This is a genomic window from Kocuria himachalensis (assembly GCF_054784195.1).
In genome coordinates this window covers 62,617-79,374 of the sequence record NZ_BAAGPL010000017.1, presented here as the reverse complement: position 1 = coordinate 79,374, position 16,758 = coordinate 62,617, and the positions used below count along the sequence as shown (strand labels likewise).

Below are 16,758 nucleotides of genomic sequence, written 5' to 3'. Positions count from 1 at the left end.
TCGGGACGTCAGCGGGAAGGACTAGTGGTCGTCGTCGTCGAACGGGTTCTCGTCGTCGATCGCGGCGGCGCGAGCGGCGAGGTCGAAGCCGGGGGGCGAGTCCTTGAGGGACAGCCCGAGGTCGACGAGCTTGGCCTTGACCTCGTCGATCGACTTGGCGCCGAAGTTGCGGATGTCCATCAGGTCCGCCTCGGAACGGCCCACGAGCTCACCCACGGTGTGGATGCCCTCGCGCTTGAGGCAGTTGTAGGACCGCACGGTGAGCTCGAGGTCCTCGATGGGCAGCGCCATGTCGGCGGCCATCGCGGCGTCCGTCGGGGAGGGCCCGATCTCGATGCCCTCGGCGGCCGTGTTGAGCTCACGGGCGAGACCGAACAGCTCGACCAGGGTGGTGCCGGCGGAGGCCACGGCGTCACGCGGGGTGATGGCTTCCTTGGTCTCCACGTCCAGGACGAGCTTGTCGAAGTCGGTGCGCTGCTCCACGCGGGTGGCCTCCACGCGGAAGGTCACCTTCAGGACGGGCGAGTAGATCGAGTCGACCGGGATGCGGCCGATCTCCGCGTCCCCGGCCTTGTTCTGGGCGGCGGAGACGTACCCGCGCCCGCGCTCGATGGTCAGCTCGAGCTCGAGCTGGCCCTTCGCGTTGAGGGTCGCGATGTGCAGGTCCGGGTTGTGGATCTCCACACCGGCCGGGGCCGTGATGTCCGCGGCGGTGACGACGCCGGGGCCCTGCTTGCGCAGGTAGGCGACGACGGGCTCGTCCTGCTCCGAGGAGACGGCGAGCTTCTTGATGTTGAGAATGACCTCGGAGACGTCCTCCTTCACGCCCTCCACGGTGGAGAACTCGTGGAGCACCCCGTCGAGCCGGATGCTGGTCACGGCGGCACCGGGGATCGAGGACAGGAGGGTGCGGCGGAGGGAGTTGCCGAGGGTGTAGCCGAAGCCGGGCTCGAGCGGTTCGATCACGAAGCGGGACCGGTTGTCGGCCACGACCTCTTCAGAGAGGGTGGGGCGCTGTGCGATGAGCACTGATGTTTCCTTTCAGCGGGCATCCGCTATATGACGCGCGCAAATGGTGGAAAACAGTTGAGGGGTGCGGACCGGTGCCCGGCCCGCTGTCGGCACGCGCACCGGGACCCCGCAGGGTCCCGGTGCGCGTGCTCGCATCAGACGCGGCGGCGCTTCGGCGGGCGGCAGCCGTTGTGCGCGCTCGGGGTGACGTCCGAGATGGAGCCGACCTCGAGGCCGGTGGCCTGCAGGGAGCGGATGGCGGTCTCGCGCCCGGAGCCGGGGCCCTTGACGAACACGTCGACCTTGCGCATGCCGTGCTCCTGCGCGCGCTTGGCGGCGGCCTCGGCGGCCATCTGGGCCGCGAAGGGGGTGGACTTGCGAGAGCCCTTGAAACCCATCTCGCCGGCGGACGACCAGGAGAGGACGGCGCCGGAGGGGTCGGTGATAGTGACGATGGTGTTGTTGAACGTCGACTTGATGTGGGCCTGGCCCTGGGTGACGTTCTTCTTGTCCTTGCGGCGGGGCTTGCGGGCAGCCGCTGCGCGAGTCTTCGGGGGCATGGAGATCTCCTACAAAGTTCGGGAAGAGTGGTGGTGGGCCGCTCGGGGGACCGCGGGGTCCTGGCGCGCGAGCGGCAGCGGGCTACTTCTTCTTGCCGGCGACCGTGCGCTTCGGACCCTTGCGGGTGCGGGCGTTGGTCTTGGTGCGCTGACCGTGCACGGGCAGGCCGCGGCGGTGCCGGATGCCCTGGTAGCTGCCGATCTCGACCTTGCGGCGGATGTCGGCGGCCACCTCGCGGCGGAGGTCACCCTCAACCTTGTAGTTGCCTTCGATGTAGTCGCGCAGCTCCACGAGCTGGGCATCGGTGAGTTCGCGCACGCGCAGGTCGCCCGAGATGCCGGTGGCGTCCAGGGTGGCCAGCGCGCGGGTGCGACCCACGCCGTAGATGTAGGTGAGCGCAATTTCCAGCCGCTTTTCGCGGGGGAGGTCGACGCCTGCGAGACGAGCCATATCGGCGGTTCTCCTTGTGTTCCAGAGGTCTGGAGCATCGCTGCCCGGTCGGTGACGTCATGTCGTTCCGCCGGTCCCCGGCCTCTGTGCCGGGGGCACCCGCCTGGATCTCTCCGGTCGGGAGCGGTGCCTTTGTGGATCCACTTGCGTGGGGTGGTCGGGGCTGGTCAGCCCTGACGCTGTTTGTGGCGCGGGTTCTCGCAGATCACCATGACCCGCCCGTTGCGGCGGATCACCTTGCACTTGTCGCAGATCGGCTTCACGCTCGGTTGGACCTTCATCGCATTCCTTCGCGTCGTTCTCTCGAGTGGTGTGCGGCCCGGACGGCCGCCGGTCCTACTTGTAGCGGTAGACGATACGACCGCGGGTGAGGTCGTACGGGCTCAGCTCCACCACCACGCGGTCCTCGGGGAGGATCCGGATGTAGTGCTGGCGCATCTTCCCGGAGATGTGGGCGAGGACCAGGTGACCGTTGTTCAGCTCAACGCGGAACATCGCGTTGGGCAGAGCCTCGACCACAGTGCCTTCGATCTCGATGACTCCGTCTTTCTTGGCCATATCCTCCGCTAACTTCAGGTGCCCCCCGCCGGGGCGGCGAGCAGGGTTTCGGGTGTACATCGTCGTTAAACGCCGCAGCGGACCTGTACGCGTGCACCATCACCGTTCGTGGTGCACGGTGAGGGTCGGCGTGGTCCGATGTGTGCGGAATCGCTGGAGCACAGACAACCAACAGGACACTCTACGGGATCGGGGGCGTCTCCCGCAACGCGGGAGGCGCCCCCGGGGGCGCGGGGACAGGTCCGTCGGACCGGGGACGACGGCGCTCAGACGGTCGCGGCGAGCTGCCCGCAGGCCCCGTCGATGTCGGAGCCGCGGGTGTCCCGCACGGTGGTGGGGATGCCATGGGCCCGCAGCCGCTCCACGAAGTTCTGCTCCACGCCGGGCCGCGACGCGGTCCACTTGGAGCCCGGGGTCGGGTTGAGCGGGATGGGGTTCACGTGCACCCATCCCCCGCCGCGGGCGTTGAGCTTCTCCCCGAGGAGATCGGCCCGCCACCCGTGGTCGTTGATGTCGCGGATCAGGGCGTACTCGATCGAGACCCGCCGGCCGGTGGCCTGGTAGTAGTCGTAGGCGGCGTCGAGGGCCTCGTCGACCTTCCAGCGGGTGTTGATCGGGATGAGCTCGTCCCGCAGCTCGTCGTCCGGGGCGTGCAGGGACAGCGCCAGCGTGACCGGGAGTCCCTCCTGCGTGAACTTCCGGATGCCGGGCACGAGGCCCACCGTGGACATGGTGATCCCGCGCGCCGAGATGCCGAGGCCCTCCGGCGAGGGGTCGATGAGGCGGTGGATCGCGCCGATCGACGCCTTGTAGTTGGCGAGGGCCTCCCCCATGCCCATGAACACGATGTTGGAGATGCGCAGCGGCTCCTGCTCGGCCCTGCCGACCCGGCCGCCGCGGAGCATCCGCGCGCCCTGCACGACCTGCTCGACCATCTCCGCGGTGGAGAGGTTGCGGGTCAGGCCCGCCTGGCCGGTCGCGCAGAAGGGGCAGTTCATCCCGCAGCCGGCCTGGGAGGAGATGCACATGGTCACCCGGTGGGTGTAGCGCATGAGCACGGACTCCACAGTGGCACCGTCGAAGCACCGGTGGACGTTCTTGACGGTGTCCCCCTGGTCGGCCTCGAGGCTGCGCACGGTCGTCAGCAGCGGCGGCAGGGCCTGGGACACGAGCTCCTCCCGGCCGGCCGCGGGCAGGTCGGTCATGTCCTCCGGCGCGGTGGCGAACCGGTCGAAGTAGTGCCGGGAGAGCTGCCCGGCCCGGAACGGCTGGTGTCCCAGCTCGGCGAGGAACTCCCGGCGGCCGGCCATGTCGAAGTCGGCGAGGTGGCGCGGGGGCTTGCCGCGCCGCGGGGCGGCAAAGGTCAGCTGACCGGGCCGCGGCTTCACGGTGAGCTCGACGGGCGTCCTGGTGGTGGTGCTCTGCTGCGGCTGCTGGGCCACGGTGTTCTCCTCGCGGTCGCGCGGGTCCGGGGTGGTGGAGGGCCGCCCGGTCACGGCAGGTCCTCCGGGATGGGGACGGGGCGCACGCCGAGCGGCTCGAGCTCGGAGGCCCCGCCGTCCTCGGCCGTGAGCACCCAGACGCCGTCGGCGTGCAGGGCCACGGAGTGCTCCCACTGGCTGGAGCGGGCCCCGTCGGTGGTGACCACGGTCCACTCGTCGTCGAGCACGCGGGTGCCGATCCCGCCGCGCACGAGCATCGGTTCGATGGCCAGCGCCATCCCGGGACGCAGGCGGGGCCCGCGGTCGGTGCTGCGGAAGTTCAGGACGTCGGGGGCCATGTGCATCTTGGAGCCGATGCCGTGGCCCACGTACTCCTCGAGGATGCCGAAGCGGTGCCCGGAGACCTTCCGCACGTAGTCCTCCACGGCCGCGCCGATGTCGCCGACGTGCGTGCCGGTGGCCGCCGCCGCGATGCCGTGCCACATGGCGTTGCGCGTGACGTCGGAGAGCTCGGCGTCCGAGGGGTCGGGGCGGCCCAGCAGCACGGTGCGCGCCGAGTCCCCGTGCCAGCCCTCGACGATCGCCCCGCCGTCCACGGAGAGGATGTCACCCTCCTGCAGCACCTGCTCCCCCGGGATGCCGTGGACCACCACGTCGTTGACGGACACGCACACCGCGGCGGGATAGCCGAAGTAGCCGAGGAAGTTGGAGCTCGCCCCGTGCTCGTTGAGGACGGAGCGGAAGACGTCGTCGAGGGACGCGGTGGTCGCGCCGGGGACGGCGGCCGCCACGGCGGCGTCGAGGGCGCGCGAGGTCACCACCCCGGCGCGCTGCATGGAGCGCAGCTGGGCGTTGGTCTTGTACTCGATCCGGCGGCGGCCGAACATGCGGTCTTCCTTCCGAGCCGCTCCCCCGGTCGGGGAGCTCGCGGCTGTCGTGGGTTAAACGTGAGACCCCCGGGGATGTCCGGGGGTGTCACGGCGTTCGTGGAGCGGGGCGGTGCGTCAGGACAGCGCCGTCATGATCCGCTGGGAGACCTCGTCGACGGTCCCGAGGCCGTCGACCGCGCGGACGATGCCGCGCCGGTCGTAGACGTCGACGACCACGGCGGTCTCCGCGTCGTACACGTCGAGGCGGTGCCGGATGACCGCCTCCGTGTCGTCGGTGCGCCCCTCCTTCTGGGCGCGCCCGAGGAGCCGCTGGACGAGCTCGTCGCGGTCGGCGGTCAGCTTCAGCACGACGTCGAGCTCCTGCCCCAGCTCGGTGAGGATGGTGTCCAGCTCGTCCACCTGCGCGGCGTTGCGCGGGTAGCCGTCGAGCAGGAAGCCGTCGGCGGTGTCCGTCTCGGCGAGGCGGTCGCGGACCATCCGGTTGGTCACCGAGTCCGGGACGAGGTCGCCGGCGTCGATGTAGCTCTTGGCCTCCTGCCCCAGGGGGGTCTGGCCCTTGATGTTGGCCCGGAAGATGTCCCCGGTGGAGATCGCGGGGACGCCGAGCCGCTCCGAGATGCGCACGGCCTGCGTGCCCTTGCCTGCGCCGGGGGGGCCGATGATGAGCATGCGGGTCATGAAGTCTCCTTGCGGTCGGTGGTGGCTGCGGTCCCAGTCTACCGGGACGCCCCCGGCGCCCCCGCGAGGGGGCGCCGGGGACGGGGGTCAGCGCAGCAGGCCCTCGTAGTTGCGCTGCTGCAGCTGGGCCTCGATCTGCTTCACCGTGTCCAGGCCCACGCCCACCATGATCAGCAGCGACGGCCCGCCGAAGGGGAAGTTCTGGTTCGCGTCGATGAGCACGAGCGCCACGAGCGGGATCATCGACACGATGCCCAGGTAGAGGGCGCCCGGGAACGTGATCCGGCTGAGCACGTACGCGAGGTACTTCTCGGTGGGCCGGCCCGCGCGGATCCCCGGGATGAAGCCGCCGTAGCGCTTCATGTTGTTGGAGACCTCCTCCGGGTTGAAGGTGATCGACACGTAGAAGTACGTGAAGAACACGATCATCAGGAAGTACATCGCCATGTACACGGGGTGGTCGCCGGTGATGAGGTAGGTGTTGATCCAGTTGACCCAGCCGGGGATGTCCGTCCCGTCGTCCGGCATGCCGAACTGGGCGAGCATCCCGGGGAGCATCAGCATCGAGGACGCGAAGATGATGGGGATGACCCCGGCCATGTTGACCTTGAGCGGGATGTAGGTGGTGGTCCCGCCGATCGTGCGCCGGCCCACCATCCGCTTGGCGTACTGCACGGGCACGCGGCGCTGGGACTGCTCCACGAAGACCACGCAGGTGATCACCACGAGGCCCACGGCGAGCACCGAGAGGAACACGCCCCAGCCCCGGGTGCGGAGGATCTCGCCCAGCGCGGAGGGGAAGGTCGCGGCGATGGAGGTGAAGATGAGCAGCGACATGCCGTTGCCCACGCCCTTCTCCGTGATCCGCTCCCCCAGCCACATGATGATCGCCGTGCCGGCGGTCATCGTGATGATGATGATGAGCACCGTCAGCCAGGTGTCGTCCGGGATGATCGGCAGGGGGCAGTCCCCCAGCAGTGCGCCGGACCGGGCGAGCGAGACCACCGTGGTGGCGTTGAGCAGCGCGAGGCCGATGGTGAGGTAGCGGGTGTACTGGGTCAGCTGCGTCTGCCCCTGCGCACCCTCCTCGTGCAGCTCCTGGAAGCGCGGGATGACCACGCGCAGCAGCTGCACGATGATGCTCGCGGTGATGTAGGGCATGACGCCCAGGGCGAAGACCGACAGCTGCAGCAGGGCGCCGCCGCTGAAGAGGTTCACCATGTCGTACACGCCGCCCGTGGTGGTCCCCAGGGCCAGGCACTGCTGCACGTTGCCGTAGTCGACGCCCGGCGCCGGGATGAACGTGCCCAGGCGGTAGAGCACGATGAGGGCGAGGGTGAACCCCAGCTTGCGTCGCAGGTCGGGGGTTCGCAACGCCCGTCCGAAAGCGCTGAGCACATGTCCTCCTAGAGACTGGGTCCGACCGGCATCCGGTGGCGGGGAGTGTGGTGGTGCGGGAGCTCGGTCCGGGGTCCGCGCACCCGGGGGGCGCGGACGACTCCGGCAAGTCTAACGAACGCGTCGGCCCCGGGACTCACCCGGGGCGCGCGCCGAGGGGGCGGGTTCGTGCCCGCCGACGGGTCAGGCCCCGCCCACGCTGGCGTGGACGGGGCCTGATCCAGGGGTGCCGCGGGGCCGGGCGTGCGCCCGGCCCCGCGGCCCGCGCTCACAGCGCGGTGGTGCTGCCGCCGGCGGCGGCGATCTTCTCCGCGGCGGAGCCCGAGAAGGCGTGCGCCTTCACGTCGACCGCGACCGCGATCTCGCCGGAGCCCAGCACCTTGACGGGCTGGTTCTTGCGCACCGCGCCGCGGGCCACGAGCGACTCCACGGTCACCTCGCCGCCCTCCGGGAAGAGCTCGGTGAGCTTGTCCAGGTTGACGACCTGGTACTCCACGCGGAACGGGTTCTTGAACCCGCGCAGCTTGGGCAGGCGCATGTGCAGCGGAAGCTGCCCGCCCGCGAAGCCCGCCTTGACCTGGTACCGGGCACTGGTGCCCTTGGTGCCGCGGCCGGCGGTCTTGCCCTTGGAGCCCTGGCCGCGACCCACGCGGGTCCTGGCGGTCTTCGCGCCCTTGGCCGGACGCAGGTGGTGCACCTTGAGGGCGTGCACCTTCTCGGTGCTCTGAACGGGGTTCTCAGCAGTGTTCTCTGCCATGGTTACTTGGCCTCCTCGACCTTGACCAGGTGGGCGACGGTGTTGACCATGCCCGCGGTCACGCCGTCGGCCTTGCGGACCACGACGTTGCCCGGCCGCTTGAGGCCGAGGGACCGCAGGGTGTTCCGCATGTTCTGCTTCTGGCCGACCACCGACCGGACCTGCGTGATGCGCAGCTCCGTGCCGTCGGGCTGGATACGCTTGCCGGACATCAGGCACCTGCCTTCTGGATCGAGCGCAGCAACGGACCGGGGACGACCTCGTCGATCGGAAGCCCACGGCGGGCCGCGACGGCCGCCGGCTCCTCGAGCTGGCGGAGCGCCTCGATGGTTGCGTGCACGATGTTGATCTGGTTCGACGAGCCGAGGGACTTCGACAGCACGTCGTGGATGCCGGCGCACTCGAGCACGGCGCGGACCGGACCACCGGCGATCACACCGGTACCGGGGGTCGCCGGGCGCAGCATGACGACGCCTGCGGCGGCCTCGCCCTGCACGCGGTGCGGGATCGTGCGGTCCTCGATGCGCGGGACGCGGAAGAAGTTCTTCTTCGCCTCCTCGACGCCCTTGGAGATCGCGGCCGGCACCTCCTTCGCCTTGCCGTAGCCCACGCCGACCATGCCGTTGCCGTCGCCGACGACGACGAGGGCGGTGAAGCTGAAGCGACGACCGCCCTTGACGACCTTGGAGACACGGTTGATGGTCACGACGCGCTCGAGGAACTTGTCCTTCTCCTCGTCGCGGCCGCCGCGGCCACCGCGGCCGCCGCGCTCACCGCGGCCGCCGCGCTCGCCACGGCCCCCGCGCTCGCCACGGCCCCCGCGGTCGCCGCGGGAGTCCTGGGAGCGGTTGGCATCGGTGGTCTGCTGGGCCCCGGTCGCCTCCGTGGAGGCAGTGCTGGCTTCGGTCACCTGGGTTTCCTTCTCGTTGTTCTGCTCGCTCACAGTGCCAGACCTCCTTCGCGGGCGCCGTCGGCGACAGCCGCCACGCGACCGTGGTACTTGTTGCCGCCGCGGTCGAACACGACGGACTCGACACCGGCGGCCTTGGCGCGCTCGGCCACGAGCTCACCCACACGCTTGGCCTTCGCGGTCTTGTCCGCGTCGGCGCCGCGCAGGTCGGCCTCCATGGTGGACGCCGAGGCGACGGTGACACCCTGGGTGTCGTCGACGACCTGGACGAACACGTGGCGGGCCGAGCGGTTGACGACCAGGCGCGGGCGCGCTGCCGTGCCGGCCAGGTGCTTGCGCACCCGGACGTGGCGGCGGCTGCGGGCGGCGGCCTTGGACTTGCCCTTGATCTTCAGAGCCATGGTTACTTACCAGCCTTTCCGGCCTTGCGGCGGATCTGCTCGCCGGCGTACCGCACGCCCTTGCCCTTGTAGGGCTCGGGGGCGCGGAGCTTGCGGATCTTGGCGGCGACCTCGCCGACCTGCTGCTTGTCGATGCCGTTGACCGAGAGCTTGTTGACGCCCTCGACGGCGAACGAGATGCCCTCCGGGGCCTTGAAGGTGATCGGGTGGCTGTAGCCGAGGGCGAACTCGAGGTCCTGGCCCTTGGCCTGCACGCGGTACCCGGTGCCCACGATCTCGATGCCCTTGGAGTAGCCCTGGGTGACGCCCTGGATCATGTTGGCGATCAGGGTGCGGGTGAGGCCGTGCAGCGAGCGGGACTCGCGCTCGTCGTCGGGTCGGGTGACGGTGAGGGTGCTGTCCTCGAGCGCGACCGAGATCGGGCTGGCAACGGTGTGCTGCAGCTCGCCCTTGGCGCCCTTGACGGAGACGACGTTGCCGTCGACGTTGATCTCCACACCGGCCGGCACAGAGATGGGGAGACGTCCGATACGTGACATGTTCTCTTCCTTTCTGTTCCGGGGTTACCAGACGTAGGCGAGGACTTCGCCGCCCACGCCCTTCTTCGCGGCCTGCTTGTCGGTCAGCAGCCCGGAAGAGGTGGACAGGATGGCGATGCCCAGGCCGCCCAGGACCTTGGGGAGGTTGGTGGACTTGGCGTAGACGCGCAGGCCCGGCTTGGAGATGCGCCGGACGCCCGCGATGGAGCGCTCCCGGTTGGGGCCGAACTTCAGGGACAGCGTGAGGGTCTTGCCGACCTCGGCCGCCTCCTCCTTGTAGTCCGCGATGTAGCCCTCGGCCTTGAGGATGTCCGCCACGCGAGCCTTGAGCTTCGAGTACGGCATGCTCACGGAGTCGTGGTAGGCGGAGTTGGCGTTGCGCAGACGCGTCAGCATGTCCGCGACAGGATCTGTCATTGTCATTTTGGGGGCACGTGCCCTTCCTCGTCCCGGTTTCCGCCGGCGCCGTGCGGCGCGCGAGCAGACCTGGAACGTAGCGAGATTAGTTGGTGTTGAAGGGGAAACCGAGCGCCTTCAGCAGCGCGCGGCCCTCGTCGTCGGTCTTCGCGGTGGTGACCACCGTGATGTCCATGCCGCGGACCCGGTCGATGCGGTCCTGGTCGATCTCGTGGAACATGGACTGCTCGGTGAGGCCGAAGGTGTAGTTGCCGTTGCCGTCGAACTGGCGGGCGGACAGCCCGCGGAAGTCACGGATGCGCGGCAGGGCCAGGGTCACCAGGCGGTCGAGGAACTCCCACATGCGGTCGCCGCGCAGCGTGGTGTGCGCGCCAATCGGCATGCCCTCGCGGAGCTTGAACTGCGCGATGGACTTCTTCGCCCGGGTCACGAGCGGCTTCTGGCCCGTGATGGCGGTGAGGTCGCGGACGGCGCCGTCGATGAGCTTCGAGTCCTTCGCGGCGTCGCCGACACCCATGTTCACGACGACCTTGACGACGCGCGGGATCTCCATGACGTTGCCGTAGCCGAACTGCTCCTGCAGCACGGGCACGACGGTCTCCTGGTACTTGTCCTTGAAGCGCGGGGACACGCTGATCTCGGTGGTTTCGGTCATCACAGGTCCTTGCCGGTGCTCTTGGAGACGCGGATGCGGACGGTCTTCTGGCGCCCGTCGCGCTCCACGGTCTCGGTGCGGTGGCCGACGCGGGTCGGCTTGTTGGTCTCCGGGTCCACGAGCGCCACGTTGGACACGTGGATCGGGGCCTCGACCTTGTCGATGCCGCCGGCTTCGCCCTGCATGGAGGCCTTGCGGTGGCGGGTGATCACGTTGATGCCCTCCACGACCACGCGGGACGTCTCGGGGATGACGCGCAGGACCTTGCCCTGCTTGCCCTTGTTGTCCTTGCTGCCGGAGATGACCTGCACCAGGTCGCCGGTCTTGATCTTGAACTTCGCCATGGTCAGAGCACCTCCGGGGCCAGCGAGATGATCTTCATGAACTTCTTGTCGCGCAGCTCACGGCCCACGGGGCCGAAGATGCGGGTGCCCCGGGGGTCACCGTCGTTCTTCAGGATCACTGCGGCGTTCTCGTCGAACTTGATGTAGGAGCCGTCCGGACGACGGCGCTCCTTCTTGGTGCGGACGATGACGGCCTTGACCACGTCGCCCTTCTTCACGTTCCCGCCGGGGATCGCGTCCTTCACGGTGGCGACGATGATGTCGCCGATGCCTGCGTAGCGACGTCCGGATCCACCGAGAACACGGATGGTGAGGATTTCCTTCGCACCCGTGTTGTCGGCGACCTTCAGTCGCGACTCCTGCTGAATCACTGATTACTCCTGTCGTCACGCCGGTTCCAACACCGATCGAGAGCACGGTGCGGGCCTTGCGGAACAGCTTGTCGGATGATGTGCCCTCCCCCGGCGTCGCACGCCGGACCGGGCCCAGCCCTCCATGCCAGGAGCATCTGAACCCGCCACCAGGTGGCACGGGGGCGCCCTGCACGCGGTCATTATGCGCTGGCACGAAGAGCTGTGGGATGCACGGGCAGACGTGTCGGCCCATACAAGCTCACCAGCCTAGCACAGGCGGGACGCCCGTCCGTGCGGGGCGGTGGACTGACGACGGCCCGCCCCTTCGTGGAAGGGACGGGCCGTCGCGGCCGTGGCCGGCTCTAGCGAGCTCGGGTCACTTGGCCTTCTCGAGGATCTCCACGATCCGCCACCGCTTGGTGGCGGACAGCGGACGGGTCTCGGAGATCAGGACGAGGTCGCCGACACCGGCGGCGTTCTGCTCGTCGTGGGCCTTGACCTTCGAGGAACGGCGCATGACCTTGCCGTACAGCGCGTGCTTGACGTTGTCCTGCAGCTGGACGACGACGGTCTTGTCCATCTTGTCGGAGACCACGTAGCCACGACGGCTCTTGCGGTCACCGCGCTCGTCGGCCTGCTCGGCCTCGTTGTTGATCTGCTCGGTCACTTGGCGTCCTCCTCGGAGGTGGTCTCGGCGGTGGTCTCGGCGGAGCCCGCCTGGGGCCGGATGCCGAGCTCGCGCTCGCGCAGCACCGTGTAGATGCGCGCGATGTCGCGCTTGACGGCCTTGAGGCGGCCGTTGTTCTCGAGCTGACCGGTTGCGGACTGGAAGCGGAGGTTGAACAGCTCCTCCTTGGCCTTGCGCAGCGCCTCACCCAGAGAGTCCTTGTCGAGGGCCGCGAGGTTCTCGATGCTCAGATCCTTGGATCCAACAGCCATTCTCATTCACCACCTTCGCGACGCACGATGCGTGCCTTCATCGGGAGCTTGTGGATCGCCAGGCGCAGGGCCTCGCGGGCGACCTCTTCGGAGACACCGGAGAGCTCGAACATCACGCGCCCGGGCTTGACGTTGGCCACCCACCACTCGGGGGAGCCCTTGCCGGAGCCCATGCGGGTCTCGGCGGGCTTCTTGGTCAGGGGGCGGTCCGGGTAGATGTTGATCCAGACCTTGCCGCCACGCTTGATGTGGCGGGTCATGGCGATACGCGCGGCCTCGATCTGACGGTTCGTCACGTAGGCCGGCGTGAGCGCCTGGATGCCCCACTCGCCGAAGGCGACGGTGGTGCCGCCCTTGGCAGCGCCCGACCGCTTGGGGTGGTGCTGCTTGCGGAACTTCACACGACGTGGGATGAGCATTTACTTACCACCCTCTGCGTTGGTCGCTCCCGCGGCCGGAGCCGGGGAGGCGGCGGAGTCGGTGCGCTCACGGCGTCCGCCACGGTCGTTACGGTCGGGACGACGACGGTCGCCGCCGCCGCCTCCGCGACGCTCGCCCGGACCGCCACGACGATCACGGTCGCCGCCGCCACGGCCGCGGGAGGGAGCGGCGGCCTGCTGGGCCGCCAGTTCCTTCGCGGTGAGGTCGCCCTTGTAGATCCAGACCTTCACGCCGATGCGGCCGAAGGTGGTCTTGGCCTCGAAGAACCCGTAGTCGATGTTCGCGCGCAGGGTGTGCAGGGGCACACGGCCTTCGCGGTAGAACTCCGAGCGGCTCATCTCGGCGCCGCCGAGGCGGCCGGCGCACTGGATGCGGATGCCCTTCGCGCCGGCGCGCTGCGCCGACTGGATGGCCTTCTTCATGGCGCGGCGGAAGGCCACGCGGGAGGCGAGCTGCTCGGCGACGCCCTGGGCGACCAGCTGGGCGTCCACCTCGGGGTTCTTGACCTCGAGGATGTTCAGCTGGATCTGCTTGCCCGTGAGCTTCTCGAGCTCGCCGCGGATGCGGTCGGCCTCGGCGCCGCGGCGGCCGATGACGATGCCGGGGCGGGCGGTGTGGATGTCCACGCGCACGCGGTCCCGGGTCCGCTCGATCTCGACCTTGGAGATGCCGGCCCGCTCCATGCCCGTGGACATGAGCTTGCGGATCTTGATGTCCTCACGGACGTAGTCCTTGTAGCGCTGGCCCTCCTTGGTGGAGTCCGCGTACCAGTGCGACACGTGGTCGGTGGTGATGCCCAGCCGGAACCCGTGCGGGTTGATCTTCTGTCCCACTTAGCGGACCTCCTCGCTGTCAGGGCTCGCCACGATCACGGTGATGTGGCTCGTGCGCTTGTTGATGCGGTAGGCGCGGCCCTGGGCGCGCGGCCGGAACCGCTTCATGGTCGGACCCTCGTCGACGAAGGCCTCGCTCACGACGAGCTCCTCCTCCTTGTACGGCAGGCCGTCACGGTCCGCCAGCTGGCGCGCGTTCGCGACCGCCGACTGGAGGACCTTGAACACCGGCTCCGAAGCAGCCTGTGGGGCGAACTTCAGAATCGCCAGAGCCTCATTCGCCTGTTGGCCACGAATCAGGTTGACGACGCGCCGGGCCTTCATAGGCGTCACGCGGATGTAGCGCGCAGATGCCTTGGCTTCCATTGCTTTCCTTCTCTCGTCTTCTCGAAGTGCTCACGCTGCGGGATCCCGGAGGATCAGCGGCGCTTGCCCTTCTTGTCGTCCTTCACATGGCCGCGGAAGGTCCGCGTGGAGGCGAACTCGCCGAGCTTGTGCCCGACCATCGACTCGGTGATGAACACGGGAATGTGCTTGCGTCCGTCGTGCACGGCGATCGTGTGCCCCAGCATGTCGGGGATGATCATCGAGCGGCGGGACCACGTCTTGATGACGTTCTTGGTGCCCTTGTCGTTCTCCTTGGCGACCTTCAGGAAAAGGTGCTGATCGACGAAAGGGCCCTTCTTCAGGCTGCGTGGCATGTGTCAGGCTCCTTAGCGCTTGTTCTTGCCGGTGCGACGACGGCGGACGATGAGCTTGTCGCTCTCCTTGTTGGGGCGGCGGGTGCGGCCCTCGGGCTTGCCGTTCGGGTTGACCGGGTGACGGCCACCGGAGGTCTTGCCCTCGCCACCACCGTGCGGGTGGTCGACGGGGTTCATGACCACACCGCGGACGGTCGGGCGGACGCCCTTCCAGCGGTTGCGGCCGGCCTTGCCCCAGTTGATGTTCGACTGCTCGGCGTTGCCGACCTCGCCGACGGTCGCGCGGCAGCGCACGTCGACGTTGCGGATCTCGCCGGAGGGCAGCCGGAGCTGGCCGTACTTGCCCTCCTTGGCGACGAGCTGCACGGACGCACCGGCGGAGCGGGCGAGCTTGGCGCCGCCGCCCGGACGGAGCTCGACGGCGTGGATCACGGTGCCGACGGGGATGTTGCGCAGCGGCAGGTTGTTGCCGGGCTTGATGTCGGCGCCGGGGCCCGACTCGACGACGTCGCCCTGCGACAGCTTGTTCGGAGCGATGATGTAGCGCTTGGAGCCGTCCACGAAGTGCAGCAGCGCGATGCGCGCCGTGCGGTTCGGGTCGTACTCGATGTGCGCGACCTTGGCGTCGACGCCGTCCTTGTCGTGGCGACGGAAGTCGATGACGCGGTACTGGCGCTTGTGCCCGCCACCCTTGTGCCGGGTGGTGATGCGACCGGTGTTGTTCCGGCCGCCCTTCTTGGGCAGCGGCCGGACCAGCGACTTCTCGGGGGTCGTGCGCGTGATTTCTGCGAAGTCGGCAACGGAGGAGCCGCGACGGCCCGGGGTTGTCGGCTTGTGCTTACGGATAGCCATGTGTCAGTTCCTCGTTAAAGTGGTCTCCGCTCAGGCGAGCGGACCGCCGAAGATGTCGATGGTGCCTTCCTTCAGGGTCACAACGGCACGCTTGGTGCCCTTGCGCTGACCCCAGCCGAAGCGCGTGCGCTTCCGCTTCCCGGCACGGTTGATGGTGTTGACGGACTCGACCTTGACGCCGAAGATCTGCTCCACGGCGTACTTGATCTGCGTCTTGTTCGAGTCGGGCGCCACGAAGAACGTGTAGCGGCCCTCGTCGATGAGCCCGTAGGACTTCTCCGAGACGACCGGCGCGATGATGACGTCCCGGGGGTCCTTGATGGTGGTCGCGCTCACTTGGCGTCCTCCTGCTTCTTCTTGCTGGCGGCCGCCACGAAGGACTCGAACGCGTCCTTGGTGAAGACCACGTCGTCGGAGACCAGCACGTCGTACGTGTTGAGCTGGTCCGCGTAGAGGGTGTGCACGTCGTCGAGGTTGCGCACCGACAGCGCGGCCACGTCGTCCGAGCGGTGCAGGACGACCAGCAGGTTCTTGCGGTCGGAGAGCCCGCGCAGCGTCGCCTGGGCGGCCTTCGTGTTGGGGACGGTGCCCTCGACGACGGCCTCCACGACGTGGATGCGGTTGTTGCGCGCCCGGTCCGAGAGGGCTCCGCGCAGGGCGGCGGCCTTCATCTTCTTGGGGGTGCGCTGGCTGTAGTCGCGCGGGGTCGGGCCGTGCACCACGCCGCCACCGGTCATGTGCGGGGCGCGGATCGAGCCCTGGCGGGCGCGGCCGGTGCCCTTCTGCTTGAAGGGCTTGCGGCCGGCGCCGGAGACCTCGGCGCGGTTCTTGGTCTTGTGCGTGCCCTGGCGGGCCGCGGCCAGCTGAGCGACGACGACCTGGTGCAGCAGGGGCACGTTGGTCTGGACGTCGAAGATCTCGGCGGGCAGTTCGACGTTGACGGTCTGAGTTGCCATGGTGTCAGGCTCCCTTCACTGCGGTGCGGACGAGGACGACCGAACCCTTGGGGCCCGGCAGGGCGCCCTTGATGAGCAGCAGGGAGTTTTCGGCGTCCACGGCGTGAACGGTGAGGTTCTGCGTCGTGTGACGGACGGCGCCCATGCGGCCCGCCATGCGCATGCCCTTGAACACGCGAGCGGGGTAGGACGCGCCGCCGATGGATCCCGGCTTGCGGTGGTTCTTGTGGGCACCGTGGGAGGCGCCGACGCCGGAGAAGCCGTGACGCTTCATCACACCGGCCGTGCCCTTGCCCTTGGTCTTGCCGATCACGTCGACCTTCTGGCCGGCCTCGAAGAGCTCGACGGAGAGCTCCTGGCCCAGCTCGTAGGTGTCGGCGTCGGCCGTGCGCAGCTCCACGACGTGGCGGCGCGGCGTCACGCCGGCCTTCTCGAAGTGGCCGGCCAGCGGCTGGGTGACCTTGCGGGGGTCGATCGCACCGAACCCGATCTGGACGGCCGAGTAGCCGTCACGGTCCTGGTTGCGCAGCTGGGTCACGACGTTGGAGTCCGCCTTGACGACGGTCACCGGCACGAACTTCCCGTTCTCGTCCCAGACCTGGGTCATGCCGAGCTTCGTGCCCAGCAGGCCCTTCACCTGGCGTTCGAAAGTGGTAGTCATTGGGATGCGAT

Annotated in this window: 28 protein-coding genes; all 28 read right to left on the bottom strand. The window is 68.9% G+C overall.

What is annotated here, in order from left to right:
• Window positions 1-21: 21 nt before the first annotated feature.
• The 28 genes from ACYVM4_RS12025 to rplC all read right to left on the bottom strand — a co-directional run bounded on the left by ACYVM4_RS12025 (window position 22) and on the right by rplC (window position 16,747).
• Window positions 22-1,029, bottom strand: a complete 1,008-nt coding sequence (locus ACYVM4_RS12025; protein WP_017833323.1) for a DNA-directed RNA polymerase subunit alpha — start codon at window positions 1,027-1,029, stop codon at window positions 22-24.
• Between the two features lie 137 nt (window positions 1,030-1,166).
• Complete coding sequence (gene rpsK, locus ACYVM4_RS12020) at window positions 1,167-1,571, bottom strand: 30S ribosomal protein S11 (protein WP_017833322.1); 405 nt, start codon at window positions 1,569-1,571, stop codon at window positions 1,167-1,169.
• An 82-nt stretch (window positions 1,572-1,653) separates the two neighbouring features.
• Complete coding sequence (rpsM, locus tag ACYVM4_RS12015; protein ID WP_368820394.1) at window positions 1,654-2,022, bottom strand: 30S ribosomal protein S13; 369 nt, start codon at window positions 2,020-2,022, stop codon at window positions 1,654-1,656.
• Window positions 2,023-2,189: 167 nt separating this feature from the next.
• Complete coding sequence (rpmJ, locus tag ACYVM4_RS12010; RefSeq protein WP_017833320.1) at window positions 2,190-2,303, bottom strand: 50S ribosomal protein L36; 114 nt, start codon at window positions 2,301-2,303, stop codon at window positions 2,190-2,192.
• 55 nt (window positions 2,304-2,358) lie between these two features.
• Window positions 2,359-2,580, bottom strand: coding sequence for a translation initiation factor IF-1 (gene infA / locus ACYVM4_RS12005; RefSeq protein ID WP_017833319.1), 222 nt, complete (start codon window positions 2,578-2,580; stop codon window positions 2,359-2,361).
• 266 nt (window positions 2,581-2,846) lie between these two features.
• Window positions 2,847-4,022 (bottom strand): 23S rRNA (adenine(2503)-C(2))-methyltransferase RlmN, encoded by a 1,176-nt coding sequence (gene rlmN, locus ACYVM4_RS12000; RefSeq protein ID WP_368820569.1) that lies wholly within the window; start codon window positions 4,020-4,022, stop codon window positions 2,847-2,849.
• Between the two features lie 50 nt (window positions 4,023-4,072).
• On the bottom strand, window positions 4,073-4,909 hold the full coding sequence (gene map / locus ACYVM4_RS11995; protein WP_368820395.1) for a type I methionyl aminopeptidase: 837 nt from the start codon (window positions 4,907-4,909) through the stop codon (window positions 4,073-4,075).
• Between the two features lie 117 nt (window positions 4,910-5,026).
• Entirely contained in the window at window positions 5,027-5,590 is a 564-nt protein-coding gene (locus ACYVM4_RS11990) for an adenylate kinase (protein WP_368820396.1), read from the bottom strand.
• Window positions 5,591-5,677: 87 nt separating this feature from the next.
• A complete protein-coding gene (gene secY, locus ACYVM4_RS11985; protein ID WP_368820397.1) occupies window positions 5,678-6,988 on the bottom strand; it encodes a preprotein translocase subunit SecY in 1,311 nt (436 codons plus the stop codon).
• 268 nt (window positions 6,989-7,256) lie between these two features.
• A complete protein-coding gene (gene rplO / locus ACYVM4_RS11980) occupies window positions 7,257-7,745 on the bottom strand; it encodes a 50S ribosomal protein L15 (RefSeq protein WP_368820398.1) in 489 nt (162 codons plus the stop codon).
• Window positions 7,746-7,747: 2 nt separating this feature from the next.
• Window positions 7,748-7,957, bottom strand: coding sequence for a 50S ribosomal protein L30 (rpmD, locus tag ACYVM4_RS11975; RefSeq protein ID WP_017833313.1), 210 nt, complete (start codon window positions 7,955-7,957; stop codon window positions 7,748-7,750).
• Window positions 7,957-8,688, bottom strand: coding sequence for a 30S ribosomal protein S5 (gene rpsE, locus ACYVM4_RS11970; protein ID WP_368820399.1), 732 nt, complete (start codon window positions 8,686-8,688; stop codon window positions 7,957-7,959). Before rpsE ends, rpmD begins: the two co-directional genes overlap by 1 nt.
• Window positions 8,685-9,056 carry a 50S ribosomal protein L18 gene (rplR, locus tag ACYVM4_RS11965; protein WP_368820400.1) on the bottom strand — a complete coding sequence of 124 codons (372 nt, stop codon included), beginning with the start codon at window positions 9,054-9,056 and terminating at the stop codon, window positions 8,685-8,687. The genes rpsE and rplR overlap by 4 nt, the downstream gene beginning before the upstream one ends.
• Before the next feature lie 2 nt (window positions 9,057-9,058).
• Complete coding sequence (gene rplF / locus ACYVM4_RS11960; protein WP_368820401.1) at window positions 9,059-9,595, bottom strand: 50S ribosomal protein L6; 537 nt, start codon at window positions 9,593-9,595, stop codon at window positions 9,059-9,061.
• 24 nt (window positions 9,596-9,619) lie between these two features.
• Complete coding sequence (gene rpsH, locus ACYVM4_RS11955; protein ID WP_017833309.1) at window positions 9,620-10,018, bottom strand: 30S ribosomal protein S8; 399 nt, start codon at window positions 10,016-10,018, stop codon at window positions 9,620-9,622.
• 79 nt (window positions 10,019-10,097) lie between these two features.
• Entirely contained in the window at window positions 10,098-10,667 is a 570-nt protein-coding gene (rplE, locus tag ACYVM4_RS11950; RefSeq protein WP_460668696.1) for a 50S ribosomal protein L5, read from the bottom strand.
• Window positions 10,667-11,011 carry a 50S ribosomal protein L24 gene (gene rplX, locus ACYVM4_RS11945; RefSeq protein WP_368820403.1) on the bottom strand — a complete coding sequence of 115 codons (345 nt, stop codon included), beginning with the start codon at window positions 11,009-11,011 and terminating at the stop codon, window positions 10,667-10,669. The genes rplE and rplX overlap by 1 nt, the downstream gene beginning before the upstream one ends.
• Before the next feature lie 2 nt (window positions 11,012-11,013).
• Window positions 11,014-11,382, bottom strand: coding sequence for a 50S ribosomal protein L14 (rplN, locus tag ACYVM4_RS11940; protein WP_017833306.1), 369 nt, complete (start codon window positions 11,380-11,382; stop codon window positions 11,014-11,016).
• A gap of 358 nt (window positions 11,383-11,740) precedes the next feature.
• A complete protein-coding gene (gene rpsQ, locus ACYVM4_RS11935) occupies window positions 11,741-12,031 on the bottom strand; it encodes a 30S ribosomal protein S17 (protein ID WP_368820404.1) in 291 nt (96 codons plus the stop codon).
• Complete coding sequence (rpmC, locus tag ACYVM4_RS11930) at window positions 12,028-12,303, bottom strand: 50S ribosomal protein L29 (protein ID WP_017833304.1); 276 nt, start codon at window positions 12,301-12,303, stop codon at window positions 12,028-12,030. The genes rpsQ and rpmC overlap by 4 nt, the downstream gene beginning before the upstream one ends.
• 2 nt (window positions 12,304-12,305) lie before the next feature.
• Entirely contained in the window at window positions 12,306-12,722 is a 417-nt protein-coding gene (gene rplP / locus ACYVM4_RS11925) for a 50S ribosomal protein L16 (protein WP_017833303.1), read from the bottom strand.
• Entirely contained in the window at window positions 12,723-13,577 is an 855-nt protein-coding gene (rpsC, locus tag ACYVM4_RS11920; protein ID WP_368820405.1) for a 30S ribosomal protein S3, read from the bottom strand. It abuts the gene before it with no gap.
• Window positions 13,578-13,943 carry a 50S ribosomal protein L22 gene (gene rplV / locus ACYVM4_RS11915; RefSeq protein WP_368820406.1) on the bottom strand — a complete coding sequence of 122 codons (366 nt, stop codon included), beginning with the start codon at window positions 13,941-13,943 and terminating at the stop codon, window positions 13,578-13,580.
• A gap of 53 nt (window positions 13,944-13,996) precedes the next feature.
• Complete coding sequence (rpsS, locus tag ACYVM4_RS11910; RefSeq protein ID WP_368820407.1) at window positions 13,997-14,278, bottom strand: 30S ribosomal protein S19; 282 nt, start codon at window positions 14,276-14,278, stop codon at window positions 13,997-13,999.
• 12 nt (window positions 14,279-14,290) lie between these two features.
• Window positions 14,291-15,130: a 50S ribosomal protein L2 gene (gene rplB / locus ACYVM4_RS11905; protein WP_017833299.1), complete on the bottom strand. Its 840-nt coding sequence runs from the start codon at window positions 15,128-15,130 to the stop codon at window positions 14,291-14,293.
• Between the two features lie 30 nt (window positions 15,131-15,160).
• Window positions 15,161-15,466 carry a 50S ribosomal protein L23 gene (gene rplW, locus ACYVM4_RS11900; protein WP_017833298.1) on the bottom strand — a complete coding sequence of 102 codons (306 nt, stop codon included), beginning with the start codon at window positions 15,464-15,466 and terminating at the stop codon, window positions 15,161-15,163.
• The gene (rplD, locus tag ACYVM4_RS11895; RefSeq protein ID WP_368820408.1) at window positions 15,463-16,086 is read right to left on the bottom strand and encodes a 50S ribosomal protein L4; all 624 of its coding nucleotides are present in this window, start codon (window positions 16,084-16,086) and stop codon (window positions 15,463-15,465) included. Before rplD ends, rplW begins: the two co-directional genes overlap by 4 nt.
• A 4-nt stretch (window positions 16,087-16,090) precedes the next feature.
• Entirely contained in the window at window positions 16,091-16,747 is a 657-nt protein-coding gene (gene rplC, locus ACYVM4_RS11890; protein ID WP_017833296.1) for a 50S ribosomal protein L3, read from the bottom strand.
• Window positions 16,748-16,758 lie beyond the last annotated feature (11 nt).